The sequence below is a fragment of the Akkermansiaceae bacterium genome, from assembly GCA_017798145.1.
In the GTDB taxonomy this organism is placed as follows: domain Bacteria; phylum Verrucomicrobiota; class Verrucomicrobiia; order Verrucomicrobiales; family Akkermansiaceae; genus Luteolibacter.
Genome location: CP059069.1, coordinates 2,716,446 through 2,731,170 on the forward strand (window position 1 = coordinate 2,716,446; position 14,725 = coordinate 2,731,170).

13 protein-coding genes are annotated in these 14,725 nt (G+C 56.9%); 6 read left to right on the forward strand and 7 right to left on the reverse strand.

Annotation, left to right across the window (positions count from 1 at the left end; translation table 11 throughout):
• Position 1: 1 nt before the first annotated feature.
• From HZ994_11605 to HZ994_11625, 5 genes are all read left to right on the forward strand, one after another.
• Positions 2-2,494, forward strand: coding sequence for a S8 family peptidase (locus HZ994_11605; protein QTN32940.1), 2,493 nt, complete (start codon positions 2-4; stop codon positions 2,492-2,494).
• A gap of 130 nt (positions 2,495-2,624) precedes the next feature.
• Entirely contained in the window at positions 2,625-3,857 is a 1,233-nt protein-coding gene (locus HZ994_11610) for an ATP-binding protein (GenBank protein ID QTN32941.1), read from the forward strand.
• Positions 3,858-3,859: 2 nt separating this feature from the next.
• Complete coding sequence (locus tag HZ994_11615) at positions 3,860-4,384, forward strand: hypothetical protein (protein QTN32942.1); 525 nt, start codon at positions 3,860-3,862, stop codon at positions 4,382-4,384.
• Positions 4,385-4,389: 5 nt separating this feature from the next.
• Complete coding sequence (locus tag HZ994_11620) at positions 4,390-7,446, forward strand: type I restriction endonuclease subunit R (GenBank protein ID QTN32943.1); 3,057 nt, start codon at positions 4,390-4,392, stop codon at positions 7,444-7,446.
• Between the two features lie 43 nt (positions 7,447-7,489).
• Complete coding sequence (locus HZ994_11625) at positions 7,490-8,311, forward strand: TIGR02391 family protein (GenBank protein QTN32944.1); 822 nt, start codon at positions 7,490-7,492, stop codon at positions 8,309-8,311.
• Between the two features lie 4 nt (positions 8,312-8,315).
• On the opposite strand, the gene HZ994_11630 is transcribed toward HZ994_11625, so the two are convergent.
• Both HZ994_11630 and HZ994_11635 read right to left on the reverse strand, forming a co-directional pair.
• Positions 8,316-8,651: a hypothetical protein gene (locus HZ994_11630; GenBank protein QTN32945.1), complete on the reverse strand. Its 336-nt coding sequence runs from the start codon at positions 8,649-8,651 to the stop codon at positions 8,316-8,318.
• A 199-nt stretch (positions 8,652-8,850) separates the two neighbouring features.
• Positions 8,851-9,495 carry a hypothetical protein gene (locus tag HZ994_11635; GenBank protein QTN32946.1) on the reverse strand — a complete coding sequence of 215 codons (645 nt, stop codon included), beginning with the start codon at positions 9,493-9,495 and terminating at the stop codon, positions 8,851-8,853.
• Between the two features lie 171 nt (positions 9,496-9,666).
• Between HZ994_11635 and HZ994_11640 the strand changes: the two genes are divergently transcribed.
• Complete coding sequence (locus HZ994_11640) at positions 9,667-10,380, forward strand: endonuclease/exonuclease/phosphatase family protein (protein QTN32947.1); 714 nt, start codon at positions 9,667-9,669, stop codon at positions 10,378-10,380.
• A gap of 428 nt (positions 10,381-10,808) precedes the next feature.
• Here HZ994_11640 and HZ994_11645 read toward each other — a convergent pair whose 3' ends face one another.
• The 5 genes from HZ994_11645 to HZ994_11665 all read right to left on the reverse strand — a co-directional run bounded on the left by HZ994_11645 (position 10,809) and on the right by HZ994_11665 (position 14,714).
• The gene (locus HZ994_11645; GenBank protein QTN32948.1) at positions 10,809-11,855 is read right to left on the reverse strand and encodes a hypothetical protein; all 1,047 of its coding nucleotides are present in this window, start codon (positions 11,853-11,855) and stop codon (positions 10,809-10,811) included.
• A 20-nt stretch (positions 11,856-11,875) separates the two neighbouring features.
• On the reverse strand, positions 11,876-12,355 hold the full coding sequence (locus tag HZ994_11650) for a hypothetical protein (protein ID QTN32949.1): 480 nt from the start codon (positions 12,353-12,355) through the stop codon (positions 11,876-11,878).
• Positions 12,356-12,414: 59 nt separating this feature from the next.
• Positions 12,415-12,624, reverse strand: coding sequence for a helix-turn-helix domain-containing protein (locus tag HZ994_11655; protein QTN32950.1), 210 nt, complete (start codon positions 12,622-12,624; stop codon positions 12,415-12,417).
• Between the two features lie 84 nt (positions 12,625-12,708).
• A complete protein-coding gene (locus tag HZ994_11660) occupies positions 12,709-13,701 on the reverse strand; it encodes a hypothetical protein (GenBank protein ID QTN32951.1) in 993 nt (330 codons plus the stop codon).
• Positions 13,702-13,727: 26 nt separating this feature from the next.
• On the reverse strand, positions 13,728-14,714 hold the full coding sequence (locus HZ994_11665) for a tyrosine-type recombinase/integrase (GenBank protein QTN32952.1): 987 nt from the start codon (positions 14,712-14,714) through the stop codon (positions 13,728-13,730).
• Between the last annotated feature and the right edge of the window lie 11 nt (positions 14,715-14,725).

The window sequence follows — 14,725 nt, forward strand, 5'->3', positions numbered from 1 at the left end:
CATGGCCGACGGACGATTCCCCCACTTGTTCCTCCAAGGCCCGTCGGATCAACGGGAGGACTATAGCAGCCCTCGCCGAGGAGGTGATGGCCCTCGGCTACGCGTCCAGGATCGTCCAACCCATGCTCAACACGTCAGGACCTCCCTGGAGAATGCTTGGGGCGATGCGGCAAATCGACAGGCTGTGGCCCACTCCACCCGCCAGGGAGTCTACCTGGAGTTTGCCAGTGAGCCCGGATTCGATCTCGCCTTGGGGAGCTTGGAGTCGAGGCGGGCGGGGATCAAACTGCTGAATGTCCGCAAAGAGGGGCCGGAGGGTTCAGAGGTCACGCGAGCGACAGTATTCATCCCCCAAAGCAAGAGCTCATACTTCCTGCAAAAGGCCATTCAATACGCCACTGAGGACAATCCACCCAGGCAGGACGGGACCACCACACCGAAGAACGCAACGTTGATCGGCAGCATCGGAGATGTGAGGGCGGCCATCTTGGAGTCATCCTTTTGGCAGGATTCGCGTGATCGAATTCCAAGAGAAACGCCCGAGTGGGTCGAAGCGTGGCTGAGCAGCGAAGACCTCGGAGTCATCGAGTCGTTTGAGGGGCTCTGTGGGGAACTAGGAATTCAGCGTGGTGAGGGTTCTCTGAGCTTTCCGGAGAGAACCGTCCGGTTGATCTTGGCAAATCGGCAACAGTTGGAGTCGCTCATCGAACACTCGGAATTCATCGCCGAGTTTCGCACCGCCAGGGAAGTGGCCTCGTTCTTTGTCGAGCAGGAGAACGCAGATCAAGCACAGTGGCTGGAACACCTGCTTTCCCGAACCACGATTCATCGCCCCAATGACGTGTGTGTCCTCGTGCTCGACCATGGTGTCAACAATGGACACCGTCTCTTGGAGCCCTTACTCCCCGACGAAGACTGTCATGTTGCCGAACCCACATGGGACGTTCAGGATGATCATGGACACGGGACGCTGATGGCTGGAACGGCAGCGTATGGAGATCTGCTTCATTACATTGCATCCGGGGAAGACATCGTCATCCGGCACGGACTGGAGTCAGCGAAGATTCTCCCACCGCCCCCGGAAGCTAACCCACGGCGTTTGTGGGGACATTACACAGCCCGGGGCATCAGTCGGGCAGAGATCCAAGGCCCACCGGATCGCAAGCGGGTGATCTGCATGGCCGTCACCAGTGAAGAAGCCCTGCAACAAGGACGACCGTCCTCATGGTCGGGGCAGATCGATGAACTGGCTTCTGGATATTCGGATGACCGAAGGCGTTTGATCATCATCAGTGCCGGCAACGTCAAGGATCCCGAGGATTGGAAGAATTTTCCCGCATCGAATATCACTCGGGAGGTGCATGATCCTGCCCAGGCATGGAACGCCCTCAGCGTTGGTGCCTACACCGAGAAAACCCGGATTGTTGATCCGATGCTTGCCTCCTACACCCCCCTGGCTGAAGCCGGCGATATTTCGCCGTTCTCCTCCACTTCTTCGACCTGGCCCAATCGGAAATGGCCGATCAAGCCGGACGTTTTGTTTGAGGGTGGAAATGTTGCGGTCGGCCCCAATGATTCAGTCTTCGATACCGATGACCTCAAGCTGTTGTCGACCTATCGCGATCCCCAGATTGCACAATTCGCATCGTTCGATGCCACCAGTGCGGCTTCAGCACAAGCGGCTTGGATGGCTGCCCGGCTGCAGGCGGAGTATCCCGAGGCATGGCCGGAAACCATCCGCGGCTTGATTGTGCACTCCGCTGAATGGACGGAAACCCAGCGAAGAAAGTATCTGCAAAACGAGTCGAAAGGAGCCTACCACCAACTGGCCAGAATCTGCGGCTACGGGGTTCCGAACCTCGAAAGGGCGATTTCATGTGCAAAGAACTCGCTTTCCCTGATTTCCCAAGCAGCACTCCAACCCTTCGACAAGCATGAGACTCAAAGTCGGTATGTTTCAAAAGACATGCACGTCTATCGATTGCCGTGGCCGGTCGATGTTTTGCGAGACTGCGGCGAGTTGCCGGTTCAGATGCGGGTGACACTCTCCTATTTCATCGAACCGAGCCCCGGCGAGGTGGGCTGGAAGGATCGGTATCGTTATGCATCTCACGCTCTCCGCTTCGAGTTGAATGGTCCCGGTGAGGAGGAGGTGGATTTTGTTCAGCGTGTGAATCGGAAAGCACGGGAAGATGACTTGCATCCGGGCACCGAAGGAGCTGCGGATCATTGGTCACTTGGTGAAACCAGAAATGTCGGATCAATTCACTCCGATGTGTGGACGGGTACCGCCGCGGAACTTGCTGGCTCGAACCTGATCGCCGTACATCCCGCCGTGGGCTGGTGGCGTGAGCGACCCCATCTCGGGCGGTTCAACAAGCAAACGCGGTACTCCCTGATCATGTCGTTTTCGCTGCCCAGAGCGGAGACCGACATCTACACGCCAGTGGCGGTGAGGCTCGGGGTCCCTACTCCTGTCCCGATCTCAATCTGACGTTGTGGAGCAGGCGAAGGCGGCTTCGCAGCCTTTCTGGAGGCCTGAAATCCTAAAATCTGAGCCGATTTGCAGAAATTCTTGCAAATATGATGGATTTTACCGAACCAGCACGTAGCTTGATGCAGCTATGATACGCCACCTGAGCTTTGAGAACTTCTGTTCGTTCCGGGATTCCGGCGAGCTCGCCCTGACCACCGGGGCGAAGACTCCCACCGATGATTCCTTCACCAAGTCCTCCTGCGGAGACCAGGTGACGGTGCTTGCCGGCGTGTTCGGACCGAACGCAGCCGGAAAGACCAACCTGCTCAAGCTGACGGCTTTCCTGAACTTCTTCATCCGCCATTCTTACCACCACCCAGTCGGGGACGGGGACGAGATCATCCCGGTGGATCCCTTTGCCACCAAGGCGGATGATCCGACCCGAGTGGAAATGGAGTTCGAAGGCAACGGCAGGGTCTATCGCTATGCGGCGACCTTGACGCGGAAGACCGTGATCGAGGAGCGGCTGTCACTCCGGAACCCCGAAACCAAGTCCTTCCGCATCGTGCTGAAGCGGCAGGAGGGAGCACGTGGAGCCCTGCTCACGCAGGACGATGATTTCACCGACCTCACCGCTATCCGCAATCTGCTCAAGGAGCGGCCGAATGCCTCGATGCTCTCCGCCGGTCTGGTCACAGGCCGTCAGGAGTTCAAGAAGGTGATGGCCTCGCTCGGCACCTTCGAGACCAACGTGGACCGTATGGGCAAGGCCGAGGTCGTCCATGGCAACCGCACCTCGGAGATCATCCGCTGTGGCGAATACCTGAGGGACAATCCTCACTTCGTCGCGGACATCGAGGCCCGGCTCAAGGCGGCGGATCTGGGAATCTCCGGCTTCCACATTAAGGAGCTCGAAGTTCTCAACGACAAAACCGGGGCGACCCAAAAGATTCCGGTGCCATACGTCGTGCATCGCTCGGGCGAGGCCCAGTTCGAGCTACCGCTCACCCACGAGTCCGCCGGCACCAAGCGGCTCTTCGTCCTGCTGCGGACCTTCCTGCCCGTGCTCACCGATGGCGGCATGGCTGTCATCGACGAGATGGAGTCCGACCTGCACCCGCACCTGATCCCGATCCTCCTGGATCTCTTCGTGGATCCGCACACCAATCCGAAGCGTGCCCAACTGCTTTTCACCTGCCACCACATGGAGATCCTGAACCTGCTCGCCAAGGAGCAGATCGTCTTCGTCGAGAAGGACGCGGATAACGTCAGCCAGGTGCGGCGGCTCAGCGAAGTCAAGGGAGTGCGGCGGGAAGAAAACTTCTTCGCCAACTACAACGCAGGTAGATACGAGGCCGTTCCTGAACCCGAACGATTCTAGCATTGGCACGGAAAAAGAGCATCGTCCTGTTTGGCGAGGGAAAGGCCGATGCGGTTTTCCTCAATTACCTGCGTTCATTGTATGCGGATCAGATTCAAGCCAGGGTGCTGATCGATGCCGGCCAGGGCGGCGGACCGAAACAAGTGGCCACCCGACTGATCAAGAAGCACCTCGATCTCGGTGCCTATGCCCGTAGCCTGCTGCTCATTGATGAGGATCTTCCGACCGATGAAATCCCTAATGCTTGGCTTCGCAAACACAAGATCACTCTGGTCACCAGCGGCCCCCGATGTCTCGAAGGGATACTTCTGACCCTGCTGGATGACCCGCCGCCCAAGAAAGATCGGCACCTCTCAAATGCTTGGAAAAAGCGGTTCTGCCGGAACCACCTGGGGACTGATCGCGACACGGAAATCCTCGACCGGTTCAAGAAGAAGTGCCCGGAACTCTTTCCACAGGAACTAATCGAAGCCCAAAAGAAGGAGATTCCGTCATTGCGGGAGATCGTGGATTTCCTGATAACCTAACAAGGATGGCAGAGAATCCTGAGAAGACGTTCCAGAAACATATCGCGGAGTTCCTGCTCCGCGAGCATGGCTATGGCGTCCTGACGATGGGCGAAATCACCGACCGGGATTTCTACTTCGCGGAGGATCACCTTTGGGGTTTCCTCAAAAAGACGCAGAACGAAACGGTCGAGCGACTCGAAGAGGACTACGGCCACGATGCCCGCGATGAGGTCTTCAAGGCTCTCCGGGAAGAGCTGGAACGCAGACCCCTGTGGTCGATCATCCGCACCGGACTGACCGTGCGGGGGCACGACATCAAACTCTATTTCCCCAAGCCACGGTCCAGCGGAAGCGTCGCCAACGAGCTCTACGCGGAGAATCGGCTGACCTTCATCCCCGAATTGATCATCAGCGGCGACATGCGGCCTGATTTCGCGATTTTCCTCAACGGCCTGCCCATCGTCACGGTGGAACTCAAGCACACCGCAGGTGGCCAGAACGTGAATCATGCGGTTACCCAGTATGTGAACCGTGATCACCGTGATCGGATTTTCCAGCTCCCCTTCCTGCACATTGCCGCTGATCAACAACAAGTGAAGGTGGCCACGGATCCGAGAGCGGAGAAGAACTTCCGCTGGTTCAACACCGGACTGACCAACCACGCCCAGAGCGAGAGCGAGTATCCCGTGGAGTTCCTCTACCGCGAGGTGCTCTCGAAGGATACACTGCTGGAGGCGGTTTCCTTCTACCTCGTAAACGCTCCGGCTCAGGACGCCTCCGAGGATCGCGGAGCCCGTCCGGCCTTCACGCTCTTCCCCCGCTACCACCAGAGGCGTTGCGTGGAGAAGGTGGCAACGGAGATCACCGGGCACTTCACCGAACACGGCGACATCGGGCGGAAGTTTCTCGTCAACCACTCCGCCGGCTCGGGCAAGACGCTCACGATGTGCTGGATGGCCGACCGCCTGAACAGCCTCTATAAGCCCCGCACACTGGAGAAGGTCGTGGACATGGTATTTCTGGTCACCGACCGCAAGTCCCTGGACAAGAACATCCGCGAAGACATGGAGAAGTTTTCCCACCTGGCCGACAAGGTGGTCTTCGCCAAGCGATCCGGTCACCTGCGGCGAGCCATCGAAAACCGAGCTCAGATCATCGTCACCACGCAGCAGAAATTCCACTACGTCCTCGACAAAATTTCCAAGGACGAGGGGCTGAAGAAGCTGCGGGTCGCTTTCCTGATCGACGAGGCTCATCGTTCACAAGAAGGCCGGATGGCCCGGGAGCGGAGCCAACCGTTTCGTGATACCGAAGTGCTTCGCGTCGAAGAAAACCTAGCCAAGGTTGCGGAGACTCCGGCCGTTTACCAAGCCGGGAACGACGATGATGACGAGGAGACGACCGCCGTCGAGGCTGCGGCAACCCACTCGCCGGAAGAACCCGATGCGGAGGACGCCCAGGACAAGGAAGATCCACAGGACAAGATGGCCAAGGTCATCGCCGAACGGGATCTGAACCAACTCTACGTGGCCTTCACCGCCACACCGTCACCAGCGACGATCCAGCTCTTCGGCAAGGCCTTCGACGAATACACGGAGGCGGAGGCAATCGCGGAGGGATACATCGAAGACGTCGCCCAGAGCATCATTTCCTACAAGACCCTCTACAACCTGCATTGCCCGATCGTGCCGCTGCCGGCCGAAGAGAAGCTCTATCCGCCTGGAATCGTCTCGAAGGCACTCAAGAACGTGGCGTTCCAAGATCCCGAGCTGATCCAATACAAGTCCGAGGTCATGCTGCGGATTTTCGAGCAGCAGGTGAAGCACCTGGTCGGCGGCAAAGCCAAAGCGATGATCGTGGCGACCTCGCGGATCGCGGGTCTCGAGTATTGGCGGATCATCACCGAAAAGCTGAAGGAGCGGGCGGGTGCGGACTACAAGGTGCTCTATGCTTTCTCGGATTTCGTGGATCCACGAACCAACAAGCTCGTCACCGAGCATGAGATCAACGGACTCAACGACGGGGAGCTGATTGAAGATCGGTTCGAGGACGACTCTTATCGAATCATGATCGTCGCCAGCAAATTCCAGACCGGCTTCGACCAACCCTTGTTGGCAGGCATGTTCCTGGACAAGGCGGTGGCTGACCGCAATGCAGTCCAGACGGTTTCGCGGCTCAATCGCTGTCACCCGGATAAGGAAGGCGTGATCGTGGTGGACTTCACAAACAACGCCAAAGCCATCCTCAAGGCATTTCACAAATACCGACACGGTTCACCCCACGAACCCGACGAGCCGGAGCCAGGCAAGTGCTTGGAGATCCTCGAAGAGATCCTCGATAAAGGCATCTTCACCCATGACGACGCGGCGGAGGTCGTCAACCTGTTGAAAAAGGGCGAGGAGGCGACTCTCGCGACCAAGGTTCAGGACTGCAAGCTGAGGTTCGAGCAGGCGATCACGGATTTCGAGGAACGGAAGGCATTCGTTTACCTGATGGCCAAGTTCACGAAGAGTTTCCATTTCCTCAACGCCTTCTTCAGCTACGAAGAGCCGGTCCATACTTTCGCCGCGTTCTCCGACTACGTCGGACCCCAGCTGATCAAAGAAGGTTCGGTTTCGGAGCTGATGAAGCTGGTGCGGGCGACGGTGGTTCAGAGAGCAGCGGTTCTCGACAACGGCATCGTTGAAATGCCGGGCGGGCAGAAGAAGCCCAAGCCGATCCGTGGTGGGGGTGGCGGCGGAGCACCGCCCGTGAAGAAAATCTCCGTGCAGGACATGATCACGAAGATCCGTGAGCAGTTCGAGATTTCCGACGAGGAGGCACTGCACATCCGTGAAGTATCGGAGGAGAAGATTGCCGACGAGTCCGTCCAGCAGACCGTCGCCGCCCACCGTGCAGACCTGACCTTCCTGGAAAGTGTCTTCCGCGATCAGCTGAACGGCGACATTCAGGACGCCTACGCCATCCGCCAACTCTACGAGCAGCTCGCCGACCCGAAATACACCGACAAGACAGGAATCTTCGATATCATGGCGGTGACCGTGATCCAGAAGGGGCTGGAGCTGTCGGAGGCATCATAGAACGCGTCGGCGGCTGTGAGGTCGCCAAACCCACTCACCCGTTATGGCAGCTCTCACAGAATTCAGTCACGCCCAGCTTGAGAGCATTTGCATCGTAATTGCGGATACCGAGAATGGTCTGACGGGTCAGGAGATTGGCAGCCTGCTTGATCAGGCCGGAATCGAAGATCCGATGCCAACTGGCACCAAGTGGCGTCGCCTTCTTCTTGCTCTCCAAGAACAACAGCGGGCAGACCGCTGCGGGAACAAGGTTTTCGATTTTCTACAACGAACCATGGATCCCGTGCGATACGTCGGCAGGAAGAACCGTTTCGAGTCCCAGCTGTCAGCTTTGAACGAAGTGCTTTGCTTTACAGGGCTTGAACTTGGTGCCGATGGTAGGTTCCGCAGGGTTACAGCGGTGAAGACTTTGTCCGAAGCGGAGAAGCGAGCAAAGCGTCTGCGGGAAAACCTGCTTCGACGAGAAATTCACCCCGATGTGTTGCTATCCTGCAGACCCGAGCTCCTTTCCGACGACTACTTCCACGTCGTGCTGGAGGCATCGAAAAGTGTCGCAGCGAAAATTCGCACGAGAACCGGAATGAGGGGCGATGGGTCTGCCTTGGTTGATCGGTTCCCTGTCCTTGGGAAAGCTGGCATGCCTATGCTGGCGTTCAACACGCTGCAAACTGAATCGGAGGAAATGGAACAGACTGGCCTCTCAACCCTGATCAAAGGATTATTCGGGACGTTTCGGAATCCGACCGCTCACTCACCGAAGATCCACTGGCATGTCACCGAACAGGACGCCATAGACCTGTTGACACTGGCATCCTTTCTCCACCGCAGGCTCGATGGTGCGGCAAGGACACCTCGCATAGAATAAGTATTCAGCCTCCTTGGTGAATGGGCCATCGACCCACCTCTTCCCCCTCATGCTCGACATAAACCTCCGCCGCTTTCAAATCGGCGACTACGGCGGCCGTTATCCCTGAAGGGCTCCATACTACAAAAGGGTCTCCAAAGCCGCTTTGAGTCAGAAGCTCAATTGCCTTCGCACGGCACAGGAGAATGTCATCTTCACCGAAATCCTCATCCGGATCGGTTTCCCAGGGCTCGTCCACGTCACCACCGCAAACCACAGGACGGATGGAGGAATGAAGATGCTCGGGTATCACCCGCTTGGCCTCCTCGATCATTGGCTTGAACAGATCCATTTCGTCCATGATCGGATTCGACGAGTGCAAGATAGCGGCCCAGCCCTTCCAGGCGATGCAGACGCCGATGCATGGCCCAAGTCCGTCAGTGTAGAAGAGGATTGGGCTATCGCATGCCCCCATGTATCTTGATCGATCGTCTCCGCGTCATAGTGGTCTGTTTCCATGGTTGAAATTTCTTTTTCGGTTCTTCCAAACGGAAAGTAATTCATGCTCCAGAACTCGCGGCCAAAATCAGGTTCTCAAGTGACTCTGCGACCTCACCCAGAGAATGCCTGGCAAACATTTCCCGACTCGTGCCCCGGATGGAGATCCGCTCGTCACGTAGAAAAATAGTATCCACGAGCAGGTGGTGGCGTATCCAGTCCCGCTCTTTCGATTTCACCAACGCCTGAGCAGCCTCCTCGGTAAAAAACGCCCCCTCAAAATAGTCAAACCTGCCGTCCCCGAACTTGCTTTCATACGTATCTTCTTCGAGCACGATAAATACCTGTAGCTCGCCGCTTCCTGCTGCTTTGAGTGCATCATGGAGGACAGGGTAATGATCGGCTGGGATCCCGGTCTCGGAGATGGAAGCACTCTCCTCTTCATCGAAGGAGCCGGCCGGCGAGTCTGGAATAGGCGGCAAGTTTGCTGGAAGCTCCTCCGGACGTATCTCGGTCAGCTTGTAATTGCGGAAAATTGCCTGATGGGAGGAGTCCCAATCAGATGAATTCGGAATCAAGAAATCCCACCGCAGCTCAGGATTGTAGCGTAGGCGAAACAGTCCACCATGGGCGAATGAACCGATGGCGGCGTATACTGTATCGCCTTCCCCGTAGTAGGTGATTTGATCGGACATATCTTCCTTCATGCAACAGCAGAGGCCTCGTTCTGCCAATACGAAACGGGCAGGCAAGCCGAGAGACAATGGCTATGAGCATGAGGGCTGAGGCTGAGTCAGCACGACGCAAATGGAGGTTAGTTTCAGGAGGCCTTTTGATACTTGTTAGCACAGGAGGATTTCCACACCCTACGGGAACCGATGCGAATTCTCACCTGGAACCTGATGCACGGCGGTGGCCCCCGCATCGACCGGATCAAGGTAGCACTGGAACCTTACAAGGCGGACGTGCTTATCCTCAGCGAATTCCGGAACAACCCACAGGGAGCCGATCTGAGGAACTGGCTGAAGAATCAGGGCTACGGACACCAGGCCGCACCGGAAGGCCCACCAGGGCTGAATACCGTGCTTGTAGCGGCACGCCATCCGTTCGAGTCACAGACCTTCCCCGGCGAGATGTCCGATCCTGAGCTGGGGTCTTACCCGGAGAGCGTGATCCTCGCCCGATTCGAGAAACTGAACGTCTTCGGCCTATACCTGCCAGGGGAGGAGAGGAAGCGACCCGTCTTCGATTTCCTCCTAGATCTGCCGGAACGTTATCTGGCGGAGGACACGATGCTGATCGGCGACATGAACACCGGAAGACACTACGAGGACGAGGCAGGAAAGACCTTCACCTCGGCACACCAGTTCGACGCCATGCTGGGGCAAGGGTGGGTCGATGCGTGGAGAACACGGAATCCTGAGGCTAGGGAGTTCACCTGGTATTCAAACAAATGGAAGAACGGCTTTCGGCTGGATCATGCACTGGTGAGCCCGTCACTCGACGCCAGGATCACTGAGGTGAGGTATTCACACGGTGAGAGGGAGGCGAGGGTGACGGACCACTCGATCATGCTGGTGGAGTGTGGTTGAGAGCGAGCGTCATTCAAACGATACGCTTGTGATAGCGGGAATGAACGGAAAAATCCGTAGAAGTCGCCAAGTGGTTCTGAAGACCGCCCATTGAAGCGTCCAGTGTGCATCAGACCTTAGTGCCTGGAAACCAAACCGGTTCCTAGCTGGTGCCCCTTTTACCCTCCCACGGCAGGCACGGCTTCGCCGACCTGCCTGCGTTCCTCACTCGGCTTCGCCTCGCTCGTCACCGGTCGGGTAAAGGGGACACCCAGCGGAACCTGAAAGCCACTGCCAGCTTACGCCGGCAGTGGCTCGTGTTTCCGACTCGATGGCAAGACTTCAAGCCGGTGATCCGGTTTTCCTTCCGCTCATTGATTTGAACGAAAGGAAAATTTCTTTCTGCTTCTTACACCTAATAGTGCACCTGCCCCCACTTCAGGTGCCGATCACTGGGATTCACGATTCTGCCTCCTGGCCGTGCCCCGGAACTGGTGGAGCTGCTCGGCGACCGATCTGGTGAGGTAAGGTGGCGGCCACTGCTCCGGGAAGAGCTCCGGCCAGTCCACCCCGATCACCGCAAGGTTCCGGCCCGCGATGTCACGCAGGGTATCTTTTTTTGTCTTTTTGCACGCTCCGCACGAGCGGAGATGGTCGAGCGGGGTGCGGCCGTCCGGCATGAGGAGATTTACCCGGCAGGCGTGGGCGAACACGTCGAGCAGAACATCTTGCTTTGAACGATCTTTGCCATTCCGCGTCGTTCCGACCTTGCAACTGCTAGGGCGGAATCCGTGCATGATGGCACGGTATGCTTGGTAGCATTCATCGAAGTTCAGCTCCCTCGGGCAAACTCCGGGCTCAGGACCAAGGAACCTCTGAAGGGGCGAACCTTCCAACCTGGCCTCAAGCCGAAGCGTTTCTCCAAGTCCCCGACTCTCGTCCAATTGAAGTTCCTTATCGTAGGCGGTAATTTTCATCTTCCCCGCCAGATGGGTAACGGAGTTAAAACCATTGAAGAACCAGTCCCCACGCCCTTTGCGGCAGTCAGGATGATTCATGATCGCGATGGACTGGATCATCTCCGTTGCAGGGATGTCCGGAATCTCGAACTGCAGAACCAGATCAATCCTGACGAACTCGTATCCACGACCCCAGCCGGTCTCGTTCGGGTTCAAAGCCCACTGCTGGAGCTGTCCTTCGATCAGCGAGAATGCCGATTCGATCTGACTTTGCTCAGTAATCAGCGAGCCATTGTAGCCGAAGACCAGACGAGGAAGACTGGTTTCGACATATACCGCAGAATCCCCGGCGATGCCGATGCGAAGCTTTGAGGGACCATGCTTGAGCATGATCCCGCTTACCCACCGCTCTCCGACCTGCATGCGGTCGTAGCTGTAGCTCCAACGTGAATCCTCCCTGAGCATGGCCTTGGTTTCGTCGAATGAACGGCGAAGCGGCCGGGGTGGGTTGAAGTTGATGCGTATTGTATCAATCATAAAATGCAGGGTGAGATTGATTAGACGGGTTCAGGCGGGCGAGCTTCCGCAATTTTGGCAAGCATCTCCTGGGGCAGAACTTTCCACTGCCCGTCGAAGAATCCCTCGATGGAAATCCAGTCATCGGATGGGATGGCGTCGAAGCTAATCCGCCACTGCGAAATGTTGGCTCCCGATTTCTTTGCCGTCTGCTTCAGGACTTTGGCGACCCTGGATTTGCACCCCGACAAGCGGGTGAATGCCAGCCACCCGAAGCGGTATTTCTCAGGATCGACCTCAATACGGATCGGAGTTTCGACCTCAGCGAATTCCTCGAAGCTCAGCGGCGAGAAATCGTATAGCATGGGTGTTGCGGTGGGTTCCCAATGTCGGTGGAATGACAGCCAGACTACCGGCTTCTCGCGGGATGTGTTTACGAAGGCGGTGGCTTGATGGATTTGACCCGAGTTGAGAATGCCGACCAAGTTGGTGGCACGGGTGTAATGATACAGGTGTTTCATGGTTCTAGTTGGTTTCAGTGTTGGTGATGGAATAAATGAGGATTTCATTTGGGTTTGGTTCAGCGGCGAACGTCGAGAAGACGTTCGACCTCTGAGCGTGGAATCAGCAAATGACGAAGCTGCGGCAGGGCACGGAGTTCGCCATTTTTGACAAGCCGACGGATGGTCCTCTCGGACACATTCAAGCGTTCGGCAGCTTCTGGAACCCGGTATACATCCGGGACAATCTTCTGGGCCGGTGAGGCCTCTTGGGGGTGTTTTTCAGACATAGCGGGCATCATATGCCCGAATGAGGCCGCAAGCGTCATCCCCAATGAAAATCTAATACTCTGGGGATGACTCGCCTCGTAATTTTAACCCCCAGAGTATCCAAGAGAATCAGCAAAAAGCCGGAAATTCTGTTCCTCAAGCTTCGCTAGGAATTGTGTCAAAACTGGGAGCTCCAGATACTCCGAAATCGACACCTTTGGGTTGGCTTGACGCCACGCCTCACCCTCAGGAGAGATCTCCCAGTTGCCGTCATACTTGGGATCCACATACGCGAACTCACAGAGTTTTTTTAGCTCTGCGACGGGCGGCTTCTGCAAATCCACCTCAGCTGATGAAGCGGAATGACTAGCTTCCGTTTCACCGCTATAAACAGATTTGGAGTAATCCGGTAAGAAATCAGCTAGCGAAAAAAAACAAAAACGCCCGGGGTCTAGCTGATGCGTCTTGCGGAGATGCTCATACACCGCATGGCAGACAAAATCGGGGGTGCGGAGAGGGATCGGGGTGTAGACGTCGGGATACTCCCGAAGAACAGCATTGAGCTGAGTCAGGAAATCAGCCTCTTGCGATATCCTCGCAACTCGACGCATAAATGGGTTGAGCCGTTTGCCATTTACTCTCGGGAGTATCAGGGTCTCATCGACGATCCGGGTGATTCCTGACTCGCTCTGAGCTGGGCCCTTGTTCGCCCCCGCCTGGATCAATTCTGGGACTGTGGGGAACCGGCCCTGATTACGAAGAGCTTCCTGGTAGAGAACAAGGATCCGACAGTGAGTCTCGAATTTCACGTCCGTGCCGGGTCCTCCATACCGCTGGAGAGCCAAGCGAACCGATTCGGTTGGCCCGTAGCCTTGCTCACGCTGCTTGCGTCTCAACGCCCCTAGAACAAACCGCCCCTCGGGATTCGACTCCATCTTTTGAATGCCCTTTTCATCGAGCATCACCTCAAGGCCGTGCGGATGGAGAATTTCTGGACCATACCACGCCACGAACATTTTGATGGCGAACGGAAGCGGGCCAAAAAATGAGTGCTCAGGCAGACCTGCTGGGCGTTCTGTTTGATCCGAGGGAGTCATGGTTTTCCAGCTCTGACTTTTTGTGGCTAATCCTCTTTTCCGAGGAGCTTCGCCATCTCGTCGTGGTGAGGCCGGCGGACGTGGCTGTAGGTGTCGAGGATCAGCTTCCCGCCATCGACGTGACCTTGCCATTCGGCGATCACTTTAACATCGATGTTTTTCTCGATCGCGTTTGTGATGAACATCCGGCGAAAAGCCCGGTGCTCGAACTGCGGATAACCGAGCTTGTCACAGGCCGTCTGCAGGGCCTTGCGTGCGGAGTGGAATGGAAAGACAGGATCCCGCGGCTTGCGGGGTTCCTTACCTTTCCTCCGCTCCATCAATTCCCGGAGCTGAGGATAGAGCGGCACCTGAAAGCCGCGTCGGGTTTTCTGCCGAAACAGCGTGATCCTCTCCGTCGCGAAGTCCACGTCCCCCCACGTGAGATTCTTGACCTCGGCATTCCCGACCCCGGCCAGCCCCAGGAACTCGACCAGATCGGCACTGTCCTCCCGTCTGGCGTTAAGTTTTTCTCCCCGGATGGATTTCACGATCGCCTGGAACTGTTCGCGGGAAGGCGTTGACCGGATGGGACGCCCCCTCTTTTGAACCTTGATGTTGGCAGCGGGGTTTTCGTGAAGGAGCCGGTTCTCCACCGCATGCTCGAACACCGCACGGATAAACCAGAGATGGGCGTTGTAATATGCGGCTCCGCCATTCACCCCAACCAGCCACTTGGCGACTTCGGCAGGTCGAATCTTACCGACGGGGCGGTTACCCCCATCGGGCGTCGGCCAAGTTTTCTTGATCGTTCGCACCATGGCCTTTTTCTCACGCAACGTCTTCTCGGCGTTCCTCAAGGTCTCCAGATACTCATCACAAAGCGACCCCAGCGTCACCTTGCCTGCCCGCTTGTCGACCGCTGTGATCTTCCGGCGTTCGTCCGGGAGCTTGCGGTTCGCGATTGCCCTGACGGTCGTCTCCAGGCTCCGCCGATGCAGTTTGCCCTCATGCCGAATTACGGCGTAGTACATCCCTGTGGTCG

Bases quoted from the DNA above. Each gene is read 5' to 3' on its own strand.
- HZ994_11605 (QTN32940.1), top strand. From the start codon at position 2: ATGGCCGACGGACGATTCCCCCACTTGTTCCTCCAAGGCCCGTCGGAT.
- HZ994_11610 (QTN32941.1), top strand. From the start codon at position 2,625: ATGATACGCCACCTGAGCTTTGAGAACTTCTGTTCGTTCCGGGATTCC.
- HZ994_11620 (QTN32943.1), top strand. From the start codon at position 4,390: ATGGCAGAGAATCCTGAGAAGACGTTCCAGAAACATATCGCGGAGTTC.
- HZ994_11625 (QTN32944.1), top strand. From the start codon at position 7,490: ATGGCAGCTCTCACAGAATTCAGTCACGCCCAGCTTGAGAGCATTTGC.
- HZ994_11630 (QTN32945.1), bottom strand. From the start codon at position 8,651: ATGGACGAAATGGATCTGTTCAAGCCAATGATCGAGGAGGCCAAGCGG.
- HZ994_11635 (QTN32946.1), bottom strand. From the start codon at position 9,495: ATGAAGGAAGATATGTCCGATCAAATCACCTACTACGGGGAAGGCGAT.
- HZ994_11640 (QTN32947.1), top strand. From the start codon at position 9,667: ATGCGAATTCTCACCTGGAACCTGATGCACGGCGGTGGCCCCCGCATC.
- HZ994_11645 (QTN32948.1), bottom strand. From the start codon at position 11,855: ATGATTGATACAATACGCATCAACTTCAACCCACCCCGGCCGCTTCGC.
- HZ994_11650 (QTN32949.1), bottom strand. From the start codon at position 12,355: ATGAAACACCTGTATCATTACACCCGTGCCACCAACTTGGTCGGCATT.
- HZ994_11655 (QTN32950.1), bottom strand. From the start codon at position 12,624: ATGTCTGAAAAACACCCCCAAGAGGCCTCACCGGCCCAGAAGATTGTC.
- HZ994_11660 (QTN32951.1), bottom strand. From the start codon at position 13,701: ATGACTCCCTCGGATCAAACAGAACGCCCAGCAGGTCTGCCTGAGCAC.
- HZ994_11665 (QTN32952.1), bottom strand. From the start codon at position 14,714: ATGTACTACGCCGTAATTCGGCATGAGGGCAAACTGCATCGGCGGAGC.